The 15751-nt window shown below is 44.8% G+C and carries 13 protein-coding genes; all 13 read left to right on the top strand.

Translation table 11 applies throughout. The annotated features are described in order from the left end of the window. The first annotated feature begins 240 nt into the window (after nt 1-240). The 13 genes from OCV81_RS16360 to OCV81_RS16300 all read left to right on the top strand — a co-directional run bounded on the left by OCV81_RS16360 (nt 241) and on the right by OCV81_RS16300 (nt 15695). Nucleotides 241-831: a hypothetical protein gene (locus OCV81_RS16360; protein WP_022353279.1), complete on the top strand. Its 591-nt coding sequence runs from the start codon at nt 241-243 to the stop codon at nt 829-831. A 9-nt stretch (nt 832-840) separates the two neighbouring features. Then, entirely contained in the window at nt 841-1680 is an 840-nt protein-coding gene (locus tag OCV81_RS16355) for a DUF2764 family protein (RefSeq protein ID WP_148330954.1), read from the top strand. Nucleotides 1681-1695: 15 nt separating this feature from the next. Next, nucleotides 1696-3453: a V-type ATP synthase subunit A gene (locus OCV81_RS16350; RefSeq protein WP_148330953.1), complete on the top strand. Its 1758-nt coding sequence runs from the start codon at nt 1696-1698 to the stop codon at nt 3451-3453. A 24-nt stretch (nt 3454-3477) separates the two neighbouring features. Then, nucleotides 3478-4797 (top strand): V-type ATP synthase subunit B, encoded by a 1320-nt coding sequence (locus OCV81_RS16345; RefSeq protein ID WP_148330952.1) that lies wholly within the window; start codon nt 3478-3480, stop codon nt 4795-4797. Between the two features lie 17 nt (nt 4798-4814). After that, nucleotides 4815-5420: a V-type ATP synthase subunit D gene (locus OCV81_RS16340; protein ID WP_072542928.1), complete on the top strand. Its 606-nt coding sequence runs from the start codon at nt 4815-4817 to the stop codon at nt 5418-5420. Further along, complete coding sequence (locus OCV81_RS16335) at nt 5417-7225, top strand: V-type ATP synthase subunit I (protein ID WP_148330951.1); 1809 nt, start codon at nt 5417-5419, stop codon at nt 7223-7225. The genes OCV81_RS16340 and OCV81_RS16335 overlap by 4 nt, the downstream gene beginning before the upstream one ends. 41 nt (nt 7226-7266) lie before the next feature. After that, nucleotides 7267-7728: a hypothetical protein gene (locus OCV81_RS16330; RefSeq protein ID WP_022353285.1), complete on the top strand. Its 462-nt coding sequence runs from the start codon at nt 7267-7269 to the stop codon at nt 7726-7728. Nucleotides 7729-7965: 237 nt separating this feature from the next. Further along, nucleotides 7966-9639, top strand: coding sequence for a glycosyltransferase (locus OCV81_RS16325; RefSeq protein ID WP_148330950.1), 1674 nt, complete (start codon nt 7966-7968; stop codon nt 9637-9639). A gap of 21 nt (nt 9640-9660) precedes the next feature. Next, nucleotides 9661-12228 (top strand): alpha-glucan family phosphorylase, encoded by a 2568-nt coding sequence (glgP, locus tag OCV81_RS16320; RefSeq protein ID WP_148330949.1) that lies wholly within the window; start codon nt 9661-9663, stop codon nt 12226-12228. Nucleotides 12229-12313: 85 nt separating this feature from the next. After that, nucleotides 12314-12991, top strand: a complete 678-nt coding sequence (locus tag OCV81_RS16315; RefSeq protein WP_148330948.1) for a response regulator transcription factor — start codon at nt 12314-12316, stop codon at nt 12989-12991. Beyond that, nucleotides 12988-14256 carry a sensor histidine kinase gene (locus OCV81_RS16310; protein ID WP_148330947.1) on the top strand — a complete coding sequence of 423 codons (1269 nt, stop codon included), beginning with the start codon at nt 12988-12990 and terminating at the stop codon, nt 14254-14256. Before OCV81_RS16315 ends, OCV81_RS16310 begins: the two co-directional genes overlap by 4 nt. A gap of 103 nt (nt 14257-14359) precedes the next feature. Continuing rightward, nucleotides 14360-14794 carry a PepSY-like domain-containing protein gene (locus OCV81_RS16305; protein ID WP_072542923.1) on the top strand — a complete coding sequence of 145 codons (435 nt, stop codon included), beginning with the start codon at nt 14360-14362 and terminating at the stop codon, nt 14792-14794. A gap of 157 nt (nt 14795-14951) precedes the next feature. Further along, nucleotides 14952-15695 (top strand): hypothetical protein, encoded by a 744-nt coding sequence (locus OCV81_RS16300; protein WP_262640469.1) that lies wholly within the window; start codon nt 14952-14954, stop codon nt 15693-15695. Nucleotides 15696-15751: the final 56 nt, after the last annotated feature.

Raw genomic sequence — 15751 nt, 5'->3', positions numbered from 1 at the left:
GAAGGAGGCGATAACCGTTTGTTTCCATAGCTGCTGATGATTCGTTGTTTGCAAAGATACGATTTTATACGGTTTACTCCTCAGATTTTTACGTTGAGCCGATTCTATATTGGTCTTTTTTAGAGATATTTCAGTCAAATATTCATGATGAATATAATTGCTTTGAATAAAAAAGTTGCTATATTTGGACTGTGAAAAAAATCCTATATTAGCAGTAAACTTTTATAAATATAAATCATCATGGAAAACAAGATTCAAGAGCTAACCGATAAAATCTATCGTGAAGGGGTAGAGAAAGGAAATGAGGAAGCTCAACGCTTGGTAAGTGAAGCTCAGGCTCAGGCGGAGAAGTTGATTGAAGATGCGAAGAAACAGGCCGAATCAATATTGGCTGATGCGAAAAAAAAGGCTGATGAACTGACTGAAAACACGAAATCGGAGTTAAAACTTTTTGCAGGTCAGGCGGTGAACGCATTGAAGACCGAAGTCGCTAATCTGCTGACTAACCAGACTGTGGAAGAGGCAGTGAAGGGCTTTACCGCAGATAAAGAATTCCTTTATAAATTTATTCTGACATTAGCTGAAAAATGGTCCGCCAATGAACCGATTGAAATTTCAGTGAAAGATGCGGACAGTTTGAAAAAATATTTCACTGTAAAGGCGAAGGCATTGCTGGATAAGGGAGTTACGATTAACCAGGTGAATGGAATGAAGATGTTGTTTTCCATTTCGCCTGCAGACGGCTCTTATAAGGTGAATTTCGGAGAGGAAGAGTTTGAAAACTATTTTAAAGAATTCCTTCGTCCTCAGTTAGTTAAAATGTTGTTTTAATCCAATGGCATGAGCAACTATTATTATTTGGTAGCTGGTTTGCCTACTTTGTCTTTAGATGATGGCAAACTAAGCTATACCGTTGAAAACTTTAAATCTGAACTTTATCCTTCTCTGTCTGATAAAGACAAAAAATTGATTGATTTGTTTTACCTGAAGTTTGATAACGTAAATCTACTGAAATTATTAAGAAATAAGGAGGCTGAAATTGACAAAAGAGGCAATTATTCGGCTAAAGATTTGTTGCTTTTAGTGGAAGCAGTTCGTCAGGGAGATGCTCGTGAGAAAAAATTCCCTTCTTATTTGTATGATTTCGTAGCATTGTATCTTCAGAGTGCAGGTGAAGAACATTTCGTTGCTGAGGAAGCACTTGCGGCTGCTTATTATGCGTATGCCATGAAATGTAGTAATCGCTTTGTGAGTCGTTGGTTTGAGTTCAGTCTGAATGTGAACAATATCCTTTCTGCTTTTATCTCACGTAAATATAAATTGGAAGTAGCTCCACGGATAGTGGGAGATACCGAGGTCTGTGAACTGTTGAGAACGTCGAATGCGCGTGATTTCGGCTTGGGGGAGCAGTTGGAGTATATGGAAGACTTGCAACGTATTGCAGAAATGGATGAACTGGTGGAACGGGAAAAGAAAACAGATTTGCTGGCTTGGAAATGGTTGGAGGATGAGTCGTTCTTCAATTATTTTACAATAGAGCGTCTGTTTGTCTTTTTGTTACAGCTGGAGATGATTGAACGCTGGATTTCACTGGATAAAGAAAAGGGAAGCGAACTGTTCCGTCAGATGATTCAGCATTTGAAGGAAGAAGTACAGATTCCGGAAGAGTTTAGAAAATAGTAAAAATAAAATAGAATGGCAACAAAAGGAACTGTGATAGGCGTAATCGCCAATATGGTTACATTGACAGTCGACGGTCCGGTGGCACAGAACGAAATCTGTTACATTTCGACCGGAGGCGACCGCCTGATGGCTGAAGTCATCAAAGTGGTGGGCAAAAATGTGTATGTACAGGTTTTTGAAAGTACACGTGGACTGAAAGTGGGTGCGGAAGCCGAATTTACGGGCCACATGCTGGAAGTGACATTGGGACCGGGCATGCTTTCAAAAAACTATGATGGCTTGCAGAATGACCTTGACAAAATGGAGGGGGTATTCTTGAAACGTGGCCAGTACACTTATCCGCTGGACAAGGAAAAGAAATGGTTATTCAAACCGATCGTGAATGCCGGTGATGAAGTGGGGCCTTCTGCCTGGTTGGGTGAAGTGGAAGAAAACCATCAGCCATTGAAGATTATGGTACCTTTCCAGCTTCAGGGCACTTATAAGGTGAAATCCATTGTAGCGGAAGGTGAATATACGATAGAAGATACAGTCGCAGTCTTGATGGATGCGGAAGGCAACGAGATTCCGGTAAATATGATCCAGAAATGGCCGGTGAAGAAGGCGATGACCAATTATAAAGAGAAGCCGCGTCCTTATAAACTGCTGGAAACAGGTGTGCGTGTCATTGATACGATGAACCCGATTGTGGAAGGAGGTACGGGATTTATTCCGGGACCGTTTGGTACAGGAAAGACGGTGCTTCAGCACGCGATTTCCAAACAGGCCGAGGCGGATATCGTGATTATTGCAGCTTGTGGTGAACGTGCCAATGAGGTAGTGGAAATCTTTACAGAGTTCCCGGAGCTGGTAGACCCGCATACAGGACGGAAGCTGATGGAGCGTACAATTATCGTGGCCAATACTTCCAATATGCCGGTAGCTGCCCGTGAAGCATCTGTGTATACGGCTATGACGATGGCTGAATTTTATCGTGCCATGGGACTGAAGGTCTTGTTGATGGCCGACTCTACTTCTCGTTGGGCACAAGCTTTGCGTGAGATGTCCAACCGTATGGAGGAACTTCCCGGACCGGATGCGTTCCCGATGGACCTTTCTGCCATTATCTCCAACTTCTACGGTCGTGCGGGATTTGTACACCTGAACAATGGACAGACGGGTTCTATTACTTTTATCGGTACGGTATCACCGGCCGGAGGTAACTTGAAGGAACCGGTGACGGAAAATACGAAGAAGGTAGCCCGCTGTTTTTACGCTTTGGAGCAGGAACGTGCAGACCGTAAGCGTTATCCGGCCGTAAACCCGATTGATTCTTATTCAAAGTATCTGGAATATCCTGAATTTGAGTCCTATATCACAGAGCATATCAATGGAGAATGGATTGGCAAGGTGACAGAACTGAAGACGCGTCTGTTGCGTGGTAAGGAAATCGCCGAGCAGATTAACATCTTGGGTGATGACGGTGTGCCGGTGGAATATCACGTGATTTTCTGGAAATCAGAACTGATTGACTTTGTGATTTTGCAGCAGGATGCGTTTGACGAGGTGGATGCAGTGACTCCGATGGAACGTCAGGAAGAAATCGTGAATATGGTGATTGATATTTGTCATACGGATTTCAGCTTCGACAATTTTGTGGAAGTAATGGACTACTTCAAGAAGATGATTAATATCTGCAAGCAGATGAACTATTCACCGTTCCGCTCTCCGCAGTACACGGAGTTCCGGAAACAGCTGCAGGAACTGGTGGCTGAACGAAAAGTAAAATAAGTGAAATCAATAAATGGGTAGAAAATGGCGACAAAAGCTTTTCAAAAAATATATACAAAGATTAGCCAGATAACCAAGGCTACTTGTTCGCTGAAAGCGACGGGAGTAGGTTACGATGAACTGGCTATGGTGAACGGCAAGCTGGCGCAGGTGGTGAAGATTGCCGGAGATGAGGTGACCCTGCAGGTTTTTGAAGGTACGGAAGGTATTCCGACTAATGCAGAGGTTGTTTTCTTAGGCAAGTCTCCTACATTGAAAGTGAGCGAGCAGCTGGCCGGACGTTTCTTCAATGCTTTCGGTGAACCGATTGACGGAGGACCGGAGGTGGAAGGTACGGAAGTGGAAATCGGTGGTCCGTCGGTGAATCCGGTCCGTCGTAAGCAGCCTTCAGAGCTGATAGCAACGGGTATTGCCGGTATCGACCTCAACAATACGCTGGTGTCCGGACAGAAGATTCCGTTCTTTGCCGACCCGGACCAGCCTTTCAATCAGGTAATGGCCAATGTGGCCTTGCGTGCGCAGACCGATAAGATTATTTTGGGTGGTATGGGTATGACAAACGACGACTACCTTTATTTTAAGAATGTATTCTCGAACGCAGGTGCCCTCGACCGTATCATCAGTTTTGTGAATACCACGGAGAATCCGCCGGTAGAACGTCTGCTGATTCCGGATATGGCATTGACTGCTGCCGAATATTTTGCGGTGGAGCACAATGAAAAGGTACTGGTATTGCTGACGGATATGACTTCGTATGCCGATGCGTTGGCTATCGTGTCCAACCGTATGGACCAGATTCCGTCGAAGGATTCTATGCCGGGTTCACTCTATTCCGACTTGGCGAAGATTTACGAGAAAGCTGTACAGTTCCCGAGTGGAGGGTCTATCACGATTATTGCGGTGACCACCCTTTCGGGAGGAGATATTACGCATGCAGTGCCGGATAATACAGGTTACATCACAGAAGGTCAGCTCTTTTTGCGTCGTGACAGCGATATCGGTAAGGTAATTGTCGATCCGTTCCGTTCATTGTCACGTTTGAAACAGCTGGTAAGCGGTAAGAAGACCCGTAAAGATCATCCGCAGGTGATGAATGCCGCCGTACGTCTGTATGCCGATGCAGCCAATGCCAAGACCAAGATGGAAAACGGTTTCGACCTGACCAATTACGATGAACGTGCGTTGGCTTTTGCCAAGGATTATGCCAACCAGTTGCTGGCTATCGATGTGAACCTGAACACGACCGAAATGTTGGATGTGACCTGGGGATTGTTCCGGAAATATTTCAAGCCGGAAGAGGTGAACATCAAGAAAGAATTCGTAGATCAGTATTGGAAGAAATAAAAATATAAGACTTTAAAATGGCAATAAAATTTCAGTATAACAAGACCTCTTTGCAACAGCTTGAAAAGCAGCTGAAGGTCCGTGTGCGTACGCTCCCTATCATTAAGAATAAGGAGAGTGCCTTGCGCATGGAAGTGAAACGCTGCAAGGAAGAAGCTGCCGGGCTGGAGGAACGACTGGAAGCGCAAATCTCCTCATACGAGCACATGCATGCCCTTTGGAATGAGTTTGATGCCTCATTGGTAAGGGTAAAAGATGTGCATCTGGGTGTGCGGAAGATTGCAGGCGTCCGTGTTCCGTTGCTGGATGAGGTGGAGTTTGATATCCGGCCATTTAGCTTATTCTGTAGCCCGAAGTGGTATGCCGACGGTATTCATCTGTTGAAGAAACTTGCCGAAACAGCTATCGAAAGAGAGTTTACGCTTGCTAAACTCGATTTGTTGGAACATGCACGAAAGAAGACCACTCAGAAAGTGAACTTGTTTGAAAAGGTGCAGATACCGGGTTATCAGGATGCGCTGCGGAAAATCAAACGCTTTATGGAAGATGAGGAGAACTTGTCAAAATCCTCTCAGAAGATTTTGAAGTCTATTCAGGAGAAAAGAAAGGAGGCGGAAGTATGATTGCAAAAATGACAAAGGTTACTTTTTTGGTGTACCATAAAGAGTATGATTGTTTTTTGAAAAGTATCCGTGACCTGGGAGTCGTACATGTGGTGACAAAGGCACAGGGAGGGGCTGAGAATGCTTCCTTGCAGGAGAGTATCCGCTTGTCGGCCCGGTATGCTTCTGCCATCAAATTGTTGCAGGGAATGGGAGTGCCTTCTGCTGAAGCCCGTGAAGGGGACGCGGATAGCGGAGAACAAGCCTTGCAGCAAACGGAAGAATTGCTTCATCAGTCGCAGCAACTTGCCCATCGCCTTCAGGCGGTAGAAAAAGAGGCGACCGCATTGGAACCATGGGGCGATTTTGACCCTCAAAATATTTCCCGCTTACAGGCAGCCGGTTATCAGATAGGTTTTTATATCTGTTCGGAAAAGCAGTTCAAGCCGGAATGGACGGACTTGTATCATGCTACGGTCATTAACCGGGTTGGTTCGAAACTCTATTTTGTAACGATTACGAAAGGTGATGCTGTGCCGGAACTGGAAGTGGAAACAGCCAAGTTACCGGAAAATTCGCTTTCCGTCTTACAACAAACCGTGACCGATTTGAAGGCGCAGCAGGAAACCCTTCAAAATAAATTGAAGGAACTGGCCGGAACTGTAATTCCGGATTTGCAGGCTGCCCAGCATCGGGTACATTCGCAGATTGAGTTCTCGAAGGTAGTATTGAGTACCGATGCATTGGCCGACAATAAGCTGATGTTGCTGGAGGGATGGATTCCCACGGAACGTGTAGCGGAAATGACCGAGTATCTTCGTTCGCAGGAAGTCTATTATGAGACAGCGGCTCCTGTACCGGGGGATGATGTACCTATCCTTTTGGAGAATAAAGGCTTCTTCCGGTTGTTTGAGCCGATTATGCGGCTGTATATGTTGCCGAAGTACAACGAACTGGACTTGACGCCGTTCTTTGCTCCGTTCTTTATGCTGTTCTTCGGTCTCTGCCTGGGAGATTCCGGATATGGCTTGTTTATGTTGCTGGCCGTCACATTGTATCGCTTGTTTGCTAAGAAACTGAGTGCATCCATGAAGCCGATTCTGACTTTGGTGCAGATTTTGGGCGCTTCGACCATGGTGTGCGGTTTGCTGACGGGTACCTGTTTCGGCTTTAACCTGTATGATATCCAACTGCCGCTTTTCCAGACTTTGAAGGAATCCATTTCGCTGGACAACCAGCAAATGTTCAATCTTTCACTGATTCTGGGAGGAGTACAGATTATTTTCGGTATGATTCTGAAAGCTGTCAATCAGACTATTCAGTTTGGTGTGAAATATGCCATCTCTACCATTGGTTGGATTTTGATTCTGGTCAGCACGGCGGTTGCTTTTGCGGCTCCGGGTGTAATGGCAATGGGAGGTACCCTGCATCTGGTCTTTTTGGGTATTGGCGTACTGATGGCTTATCTGTACAATAGTCCGGATAAGAATGTGTTTGTCAATATCGGTTTAGGGTTGTGGGACAGCTACAACATGGCTACCGGCTTGCTGGGTGATGTCTTGTCGTACGTCCGTCTGTTTGCCTTGGGCCTTTCCGGTGGCATTCTGGCCAGTGTATTCAACAGTCTGGCTGTCGGAATGAGCCCGGACAATGTGATTGCCGGTCCTATCGTCATGGTACTGATATTTGTCATCGGCCATGCCATCAATATCTTTATGAATGTGTTGGGTGCCATGGTGCATCCGATGCGTCTGACCTTCGTGGAATTCTTCAAGAATGCTGGGTACGAAGGAGGAGGAAAGGAATATAAACCTTTCAAGAATTAATATAACAAAGTAATTAAAAACTAAAAAAACGAATAATTATTATGGAAATGAATCTTTTGATTGCCTACATTGGCATCGCGATTATGGTTGGTTTGTCAGGTATCGGTAGTGCGTATGGTGTAACCATTGCAGGTAATGCATCCATTGGTGCGCTGAAAAAGAATGACAGTGCTTTTGGTAACTTCCTGGTATTGACTGCACTTCCAGGTACACAGGGTCTGTACGGTTTTGCCGGTTACTTTATGTTCCAAAGTATTTTTGGAGTATTGACCCCGGAAATCACAGCCATTCAGGCTTGTGCCGTATTGGGTTCAGGTATCGGCTTGGGACTGGTAGCCTTGTTTTCTGCTATCCGTCAGGGACAGGTTTGTGCCAACGGTATCGCAGCCATCGGTCAGGGACACAACGTGTTTGGTAACACTTTGATTTTGGCTGTATTCCCTGAATTGTATGCCATTGTAGCTTTGGCTGCTACCTTCTTGATGGGTTCTGCCTTAGCCTAAAAATTAGTTAATCATTACATTTCCCCGTGGTGCAGCCAGACTGTCTCACGGGGAAATTTTTTTGTGATTTCTGTTACATTTACAAATTTGTTAGGTTGTTGATAATCAGTGTATTCTATTTCTTTTTGCTAAAGATTATAGACAGAATCCATGCCGAAACTATAAAAACTTTCGTTTTTTTCTTCCGTTTCAATATTTTTTGTATCTTCGCGGTTGATTTAGAAGATATTAAAGACGATGATGAAACAGCTACTAACACCTGATTATATTTTCGAATCTAGTTGGGAAGTATGTAATAAAGTGGGTGGCATCTACACTGTATTGTCTACAAGAGCAAAAACCTTGCAGAATACTTTCCCAGATCGAATCTTTTTTATAGGGCCAGATGTCTGGTTGGGTAAAGAAAATCCTCTATTTGTAGAAGAACCAAAACTTCTTCAGGCGTGGAGGGAACATGCAACTAAGAAAGATGGGTTGAATATCCGTGTGGGACGATGGAATGTCCCAGGAAATCCCATTGCAATTCTAGTGGATTTTACTCCTTTTTATAAGGATAAAAATGATATCTATACACAAGCGTGGCTTGACTTCCATGTAGATTCCCTGCATGCTTATGGGGATTATGATGAAGCTTCCATGTTTTCATACGCAGCCGGAAAAGTCGCTGAAAGTTTCTATAGGTATAATCTGACAATGACCGATAAGGTGATTTACCAGGCTCATGAATGGATGACAGGGCTGGGAGCACTCTATCTACAGAAACATGTACCGGAAATAGCCACAATCTTTACTACACACGCAACTACCATCGGACGTTCCATTGCCGGGAACAATAAACCTCTCTATGATTACTTATTCGCTTATAACGGTGACCAGATGGCCCGTGAACTGAATGTGGAGTCTAAGCATTCCATTGAGAAGCAGACTGCGCATTTCGTGGATTGTTTCACTACAGTCAGCGACATTACGAACAATGAATGTAAGGAGTTGTTGGAGAAAGAAGCGGATGTGGTGTTGATGAATGGGTTTGATGACGATTTCGTTCCGAAAGGTGAAATGTTCGGGAAGAAACGGAAATATGCAAGAGCTTTACTTTTGAACTTAGCCAATAAGCTGCTGGGTACCCATTTGGATGATGACACACTGATTGTAGCAACCAGCGGACGCTATGAGTTTAAGAATAAAGGAATCAATGTGTATTTGGAAGCCTTGAACCGTTTGACACGTGAAAAGAACCTGACGCGTGAAGTGTTGGCTTTTGTCAATGTGCCGGGTTGGGTAGGTGAAGCTCGTGAAGATTTGAAACAGCGCTTGGAAAGTGACAAAGATTATGATACTCCGTTGGAATGTCCTTTTATTACGCATTGGTTACACAATATGAGTCACGACCAAGTGTTGGATATGCTGAAGTACCTGAACATGTCCAATGCAGCGGATTCAAAGGTGAAAGTCATTTTTGTCCCTTGTTATTTGAACGGGCAGGATGGCATCCTGAACGAAGGATATTATGATTTGGTAATTGGAGCAGATATGAGTGTCTATCCTTCTTATTATGAACCTTGGGGATATACCCCGCTGGAGAGTGTGGCATTCAAGGTACCTGCTATCACTACAGATTTGGCTGGATTTGGTTTGTGGGTAAATTCCTTGAAAGGTCGTCCGGGAACTTTGCAGGATGGCGTAAAAGTAATTCATCGTACTGATTACAACTATTCGGAGGTGGCTGATGTAATTCGGGATACCATTACGGAATTTTCCAACCTGCCGGAATCTGAAGTGGAAGTAATTCGTGAAAATGCATCCGATATAGCAGAAAAAGCTTTATGGAAACATTTTATCCGTTATTATTATGAAGCGTATGATATTGCGCTACGTAAAGCAAAAGAACGTTGCACTTCTTATAAAAAATGAACTATATAAAACATTAGTGATATGAAAATCAAGACAAACTATGCTAATACTCCTATGTGGAGAGAGATTAACGTGAAATCCCGTATTCCGGAATCATTGAAGATGCTGGAAGTGATGGCTCGTAACATTTGGTGGGCATGGAATGACGATGCTACTGAAATGTTCAAAGAACTGGATCCGGAATTGTGGCGCGCTGTGGGACAGAATCCGGTTGCCTTGTTGGAACGTTTGAATTATGAAAAGCTGGAAGCATTGTCTGTAGATAAGGAAATGCTGGGTAAAATCAATGCAATCTATGATAGATTCACCGAATATATGTCTGCAAAACCGGATAAGACTCGTCCGTCTGTTGCTTACTTTTGCATGGAGTATGGTTTGACTCACGTGCTGAAAATCTATTCTGGTGGTCTGGGTATCTTGGCTGGTGATTACTTGAAAGAGGCTTCAGACAGCAATGTAGACATGTGTGGTATAGGTTTCTTGTATCGTTACGGCTATTTCACACAGAGCCTTTCAATGGATGGACAGCAGATTGCCAACTACGAGGCACAGAACTTCGGCAGCCTGCCGTTGGAACGTGTGAAAGATGAAAACGACCAGCCGATGGTATTGGACGTACCGTATTTGAACTATTACGTACATGCATACGTATGGAGAGTCAATGTAGGTCGTGTACCTTTGTATTTGCTGGATACAGATAATGAAATGAACAGTGAGTTCGACCGTTCTATCACTCACCAGCTGTATGGTGGTGACTGGGAAAACCGTCTGAAACAGGAAATTTTGTTGGGTATCGGCGGTGTGCTGCTGTTGAAGAAGTTGGGTATCAAGAAAGACGTATACCACTGTAACGAAGGACATGCTGCTTTGTGCAACGTACAACGTCTGTGTGATTTCGTAGAAAGCGGCATGACATTCGATGAAGCATTGGAAGTGGTTCGTGCTTCTTCTCTTTACACTGTACATACTCCGGTTCCGGCTGGACACGATTACTTTGATGAAGGTTTGTTCGGTAAATACATGGGTGGTTATCCGCAGCGGATGGGCATCAGTTGGCAGGATTTGATGGATTTGGGTCGTATCAATCCGGGTGACCCGAATGAACGCTTCTGTATGTCTACTTTCGCTTGCAACACTTGTCAGGAAGTGAACGGTGTGAGCTGGTTGCATGGAAAAGTTTCTCAGGAAATGTTCTCAGGTATTTGGAAAGGTTATTTCCCGGAAGAAAATCACGTAGGATATGTGACTAACGGCGTACATTTCCCCACTTGGTGTGCTTCTGAATGGAAGGCTTTGTACAATAAATATTTTGATAAGAACTTCATGAACGACCAGTCTAACCCGAAGATTTGGGAACGCATTTACAATGTGCCCGATGAAGAAATTTGGAAGACTCGTGTGGCTTTGAAGAACAAATTGATCAATTATATTCGCGACCAGTTCCGTGACACATGGTTGAAGAACCAGCGTGACCCGTCGCGTGTGGTTTCTTTGATGGATAAGATTAATCCGAATGCTTTGTTGATTGGTTTTGCCCGTCGTTTTGCTACTTACAAACGTGCACACTTGCTGTTCACTGACCTGGACCGCTTGTCTAAGATTGTCAACAATCCGGATTATCCGGTTCAGTTCCTGTTTGCCGGTAAGGCTCACCCGCACGATGGTGCCGGTCAGGGATTGATTAAGAAGATTGTAGAAATCTCCAACCGTCCGGAATTCTTGGGTAAGATTATCTTCTTGGAAAACTATGATATGAAGTTGGCTCGTCGTTTGGTTTCTGGTGTAGATATCTGGATGAATACCCCGACCCGTCCGTTGGAAGCTTCCGGTACATCGGGTGAAAAAGCCTTGATGAACGGTGTGGTTAACTTCTCTGTATTGGATGGATGGTGGCTGGAAGGCTATCGTGAAGGTGCCGGATGGGCATTGACCGAGAAGCGTACTTACCAGAACCAGGAATACCAAGACCAGCTGGATGCCGCTACTATCTACAGTATCCTGGAAACAGAAATTCTGCCGTTGTATTATGCTAGAAATAAGAAAGGATATTCTGAAGGCTGGGTAAGAACTATCAAGAATTCTATCGCTCAGGTGGCTCCTCATTATACCATGAAACGTCAGCTGGATGACTACTTTACGAAGTTCTATACCAAGGAAGCTACTCGTTATCATGCATTGGAAGCCAACAACTATGAAGAAGTGAAGAAAATCGCTGCATGGAAGGAAGAAGTGGCTGCCAAGTGGGACGAAATCCAGGTGGTTTCATTCAACAAATGTCAGGATTTGTGCAACGGTAACGTAGAAAGCGGTAAAGACTATAAGCTTACTTGCGTGATTGATGAAAAGGGTCTGGACGATGCCATCGGCGTAGAACAGGTAGTAACTTACACCAATGCGGAAGGACGCGAATACATCTATGCAGTCAATCCGATGAAGATGGTGAAACGCGAAGGCAATCTGTTCACTTTTGAAATGATAGCTGGTTTGTCGAACGCGGGTAGCTTTAAGGTAGCTTACCGTATGTTCCCGAAGAACGACGCACTGCCTCATCGTCAGGATTTCTGCTATGTACGTTGGTTCAATGAATAATAACTGTTTATTCAGATAATTATAAGCCATTCCGGATACCTCAAAAGGTCTGGAATGGCTTTTCTTGTTTTAAAAATGCTATGCCATGAAAATATTGATTGTAGAGGACGATGCGGATCTTCGTGAAATCACCACTCGGTCGTTGGAAAAGGAACGTTATGTGGTATCGCAGGCACCCGATTATAAAACTGCTTTGCGCAAGGTGGAGGATTATGACTACGACTGCATCTTGCTGGACATCATGTTACCCGATGGTTGCGGACTTGATTTGCTGGAAGAGCTGCAGGCCTTGGGCAAGCGCACCAACGTGATTATTCTCTCGGCCAAGGATTCGTTGGAAGACAAGGTGAAAGGACTCGACCTCGGTGCGGACGATTATTTGCCGAAGCCTTATCACCTGGCCGAACTGCATGCCCGTTTGAAAAGTCTCTTCCGTCGTAACCAGCGTGAAGGCGAGAGGAAGGTGACCTATGGCAATGTGGAAATTATTCCCGACCATTTTAAAGTCATTGTGGGGGGGACGGAAATCGATTTGAACCGTAAGGAATACGGTATTCTGCTTTATTTTATGTTGCGTCCCGGACGGTTGGTGAACAAGACCACGTTGGCCGAGTCGGTGTGGGGAGACCACATCGATCAGGTGGATAATTTTGATTTTATTTATGCCCAGATCAAGAATCTGCGCAAGCATTTGAAAGATGCGGGAGCTACGGTAGAGTTGAAAGCCGTATATGGTATAGGTTATAAACTGGTAGAAGAATGAAACTGTTTCATCTGGTCATGTGGCGCATGTCCGCCATTCTGGTGGTCATCCTGACGTGTTGGGCTGTTCTGTTCTATCTGGCTGTCATGGAGGAAGTGAACGACGAGGTAGACGATTCCCTGAGTGACTATGCGGAATCATTGATAATCCGTTCATTGTCGGGTGAAGAGATGCCGGATACGAGTAACGGTTCGAACAACCAGTATTTTCTCTATGACGTAAGTGCAGAATATGCGGCCTCGTATCCAAAAATCTCCTATCGGGATGAAATGGTGTACATTACGGCAAAAGGCGAGACTGAGCCTGCCCGCATTCTGATGACCATTTTCCAAAAGGATGACGGGGATTATATGGAGCTGGTGGTTTACACGCCAACCATCGAGAAGTACGACCTTCAGCGGGCCATTCTGGGATGGATTGTCTTTCTGTATGTTCTTTTGCTGCTGATGATTCTGGCCGTTAATGCTTGGGTGTTCTATCGCAATATGCGTCCGCTGTACACTTTGTTGAAATGGCTGGAGAACTATCGGCTGGGAAGCAAACGGGAACCGCTCGATGAATCGTTGCGGATTGTGGAATTCCGGAAGCTGAATGAAGCGGCCAATCTGTTCTCCGAACGCAGTGAGCAGCTTTATGAGCAGCAAAAACTCTTTATCGGGAATGCCTCCCATGAGATGCAGACTCCGCTGGCCATCTGTCGCAACCGCCTGGAGATGCTGATGGAGGATGACACCCTGACCGAGAAGCAGCTTTCGGAGCTGATGAAAACCCACCGCACATTGGAGAACCTGACCCGTCTGAACAAGTCGTTGCTGCTTTTGTGCAAGATTGAGAACCGTCAGTTTACGGATGTGAAGCCGATATGTCTGAACGAACTGCTGCTGCACTATCTGGACGATTATAAGGAAGTATATGCATACCGCCGTGTGCTGGTAAATGTACATGTAGAAGACTGTTTTCGTTTGGAAATGAGCGAGTCGTTGGCCACGGTCTTGCTGACCAATCTGTTGAAAAATGCGTTTGTGCATACTGAGGAAGGAGGTACCATTACGCTTACCTTCACCGCCTCTTCTTTTGAAATCCGCAATACCGGAGAAGCTCCCCTGGACAAAGACCGTATCTTTGAACGCTTCTATAAGGAAGGGAAGAAAGAAGGTTCCACAGGACTTGGTCTGGCGTTGGTCGATTCCATTTGCAAGGCGTATCGGCTCCGTCTTTCCTATCGTTTTGAGGACGGAATGCATATTTTCACCATTCTTTCTTGATTTTTTGTCGAAAAAAGGTAATTCTTCAGAATCTTTTCAGAATTGCCTCTCATCTTTGCAGTACAATAAATCATTAAAGTATTCATCCTAAAAAATAGACATTATGAAAAAGTTAGTTTTCCTGCTCGTGTGTGTGTTCACTGTATCAACCGTGGCAATGGCCGATAACGAAAAGCCCATCCAGGTGGGACAGTTGCCTACCAAGGCCCAGACGTTCATCACTACTTACTTTAAAGGTAAAAAAGTGGCATTGGCCAAACAAGACAGTGATTTGTTCAGCAAATCGTACGATGTAATTTTCACCAATGGTGAAAAAGTGGAATTTGACAAATCGGGTGAGTGGACAGAAGTGAAATGCAAGTCGGCCATTCCTTCACAGATTATCCCTGCTGCCATCCGTACGTATGTGAAAACCAATTATCCGGATGCTTCCATCATCCAGATTGAACGCAAGCGCAATGAATATGAAGTAAAACTCTCCAACCGTTGGGAAATTACTTTCGACAGCCAGATGCGCGTAATTGATATCGACGACTGATTCCAGACTATTTCTATGATATGCAGCCCGTTTCTCTGAGAAGAGGAGCGGGCTGTTTGTGCATAGTGTTTTCCTTTGTTTTGGAAGAAAAACCATTGTTTTTGTCATGGTTTTCTTTTCAGGTCTGTTATTTTTGTAGAGTAAAAAATCAAATAGCATGAAAAAGTGGTTATGTATGGTAGTCTGTTGCCTGTCGATACATGTACAGGCACAAGTGTGGACCATGAAAGGAAAAGAGCCGGCCGCTCCCGGCACATGGTGGTGTTTTCGTAATACGGTAACATTGGACGAGCAGCCCCGTTCACTGGAACTGCGTCTGGTTGCCGATACAAAGTATTGGCTTTGGGTGAACGGTGAACTGCAAGTGTCGGAAGGAGGATTGAAACGTGGCCCGAATCCTTCGGATACTTACTGTGATGTCATTACCTCACTTCCCGCCCTGAAAGCCGGAAAGAATACCGTGGCTGTGCTGGTGTGGTATTTTGGAAAAGACGGTTTCAGCCACCGCAATTCTCCTACAGCAGGCATCAGCTTCTCTCTTTCCTGCGACGGAAAGCAGGTGGAACCCGATGCAAAATGGCGGGTGAGGATGCATCCGGCCTATTATGTGCCGCAAGGCGAACAGCCCAATTATCGTCTGCCAGAATCGAACATCGGGTTCGATGCAGCCAAAGACATTCCTTTCCAGTCGCCCGACTATGACGATAAGAAATGGGAGAAAGCTACCGAAATCTCGTTGGAGAAAGCAGGCTGGAATCGGCTGGTCGACCGTCCGATACCGTTCTGGAAAGACTATGGCCTGAAACCCTACGCACGCACCGAGATGCAGGGCGATACCCTGATCTTATCCGAAATTTCGGATAACAATAGTTATCCAAACCAAAATATTATCCCAACTTGACTTTTTACTATATTGAATATCAGTAAATTGTTATATTTTGGTAGCAGATAATAAAG

It is taken from the genome of Phocaeicola fibrisolvens (genome assembly GCF_025567125.1).
Taxonomy (GTDB): Bacteria; Bacteroidota; Bacteroidia; order Bacteroidales; family Bacteroidaceae; genus Phocaeicola; species Phocaeicola fibrisolvens.
Note: the sequence above shows the minus strand (reverse complement) of the source record. Positions and strands in the feature narration are given on the sequence as shown.

Excerpts from the sequence above, each read along its gene's own strand:
- OCV81_RS16360 (WP_022353279.1), top strand. The coding sequence starts at position 241 with ATGGAAAACAAGATTCAAGAGCTAACCGATAAAATCTATCGTGAAGGG.
- OCV81_RS16355 (WP_148330954.1), top strand. The coding sequence starts at position 841 with ATGAGCAACTATTATTATTTGGTAGCTGGTTTGCCTACTTTGTCTTTA.
- OCV81_RS16350 (WP_148330953.1), top strand. The coding sequence starts at position 1,696 with ATGGCAACAAAAGGAACTGTGATAGGCGTAATCGCCAATATGGTTACA.
- OCV81_RS16345 (WP_148330952.1), top strand. The coding sequence starts at position 3,478 with ATGGCGACAAAAGCTTTTCAAAAAATATATACAAAGATTAGCCAGATA.
- OCV81_RS16340 (WP_072542928.1), top strand. The coding sequence starts at position 4,815 with ATGGCAATAAAATTTCAGTATAACAAGACCTCTTTGCAACAGCTTGAA.
- OCV81_RS16335 (WP_148330951.1), top strand. The coding sequence starts at position 5,417 with ATGATTGCAAAAATGACAAAGGTTACTTTTTTGGTGTACCATAAAGAG.
- OCV81_RS16330 (WP_022353285.1), top strand. The coding sequence starts at position 7,267 with ATGGAAATGAATCTTTTGATTGCCTACATTGGCATCGCGATTATGGTT.
- OCV81_RS16325 (WP_148330950.1), top strand. The coding sequence starts at position 7,966 with ATGATGAAACAGCTACTAACACCTGATTATATTTTCGAATCTAGTTGG.
- glgP (WP_148330949.1), top strand. The coding sequence starts at position 9,661 with ATGAAAATCAAGACAAACTATGCTAATACTCCTATGTGGAGAGAGATT.
- OCV81_RS16315 (WP_148330948.1), top strand. The coding sequence starts at position 12,314 with ATGAAAATATTGATTGTAGAGGACGATGCGGATCTTCGTGAAATCACC.
- OCV81_RS16310 (WP_148330947.1), top strand. The coding sequence starts at position 12,988 with ATGAAACTGTTTCATCTGGTCATGTGGCGCATGTCCGCCATTCTGGTG.
- OCV81_RS16305 (WP_072542923.1), top strand. The coding sequence starts at position 14,360 with ATGAAAAAGTTAGTTTTCCTGCTCGTGTGTGTGTTCACTGTATCAACC.
- OCV81_RS16300 (WP_262640469.1), top strand. The coding sequence starts at position 14,952 with ATGAAAAAGTGGTTATGTATGGTAGTCTGTTGCCTGTCGATACATGTA.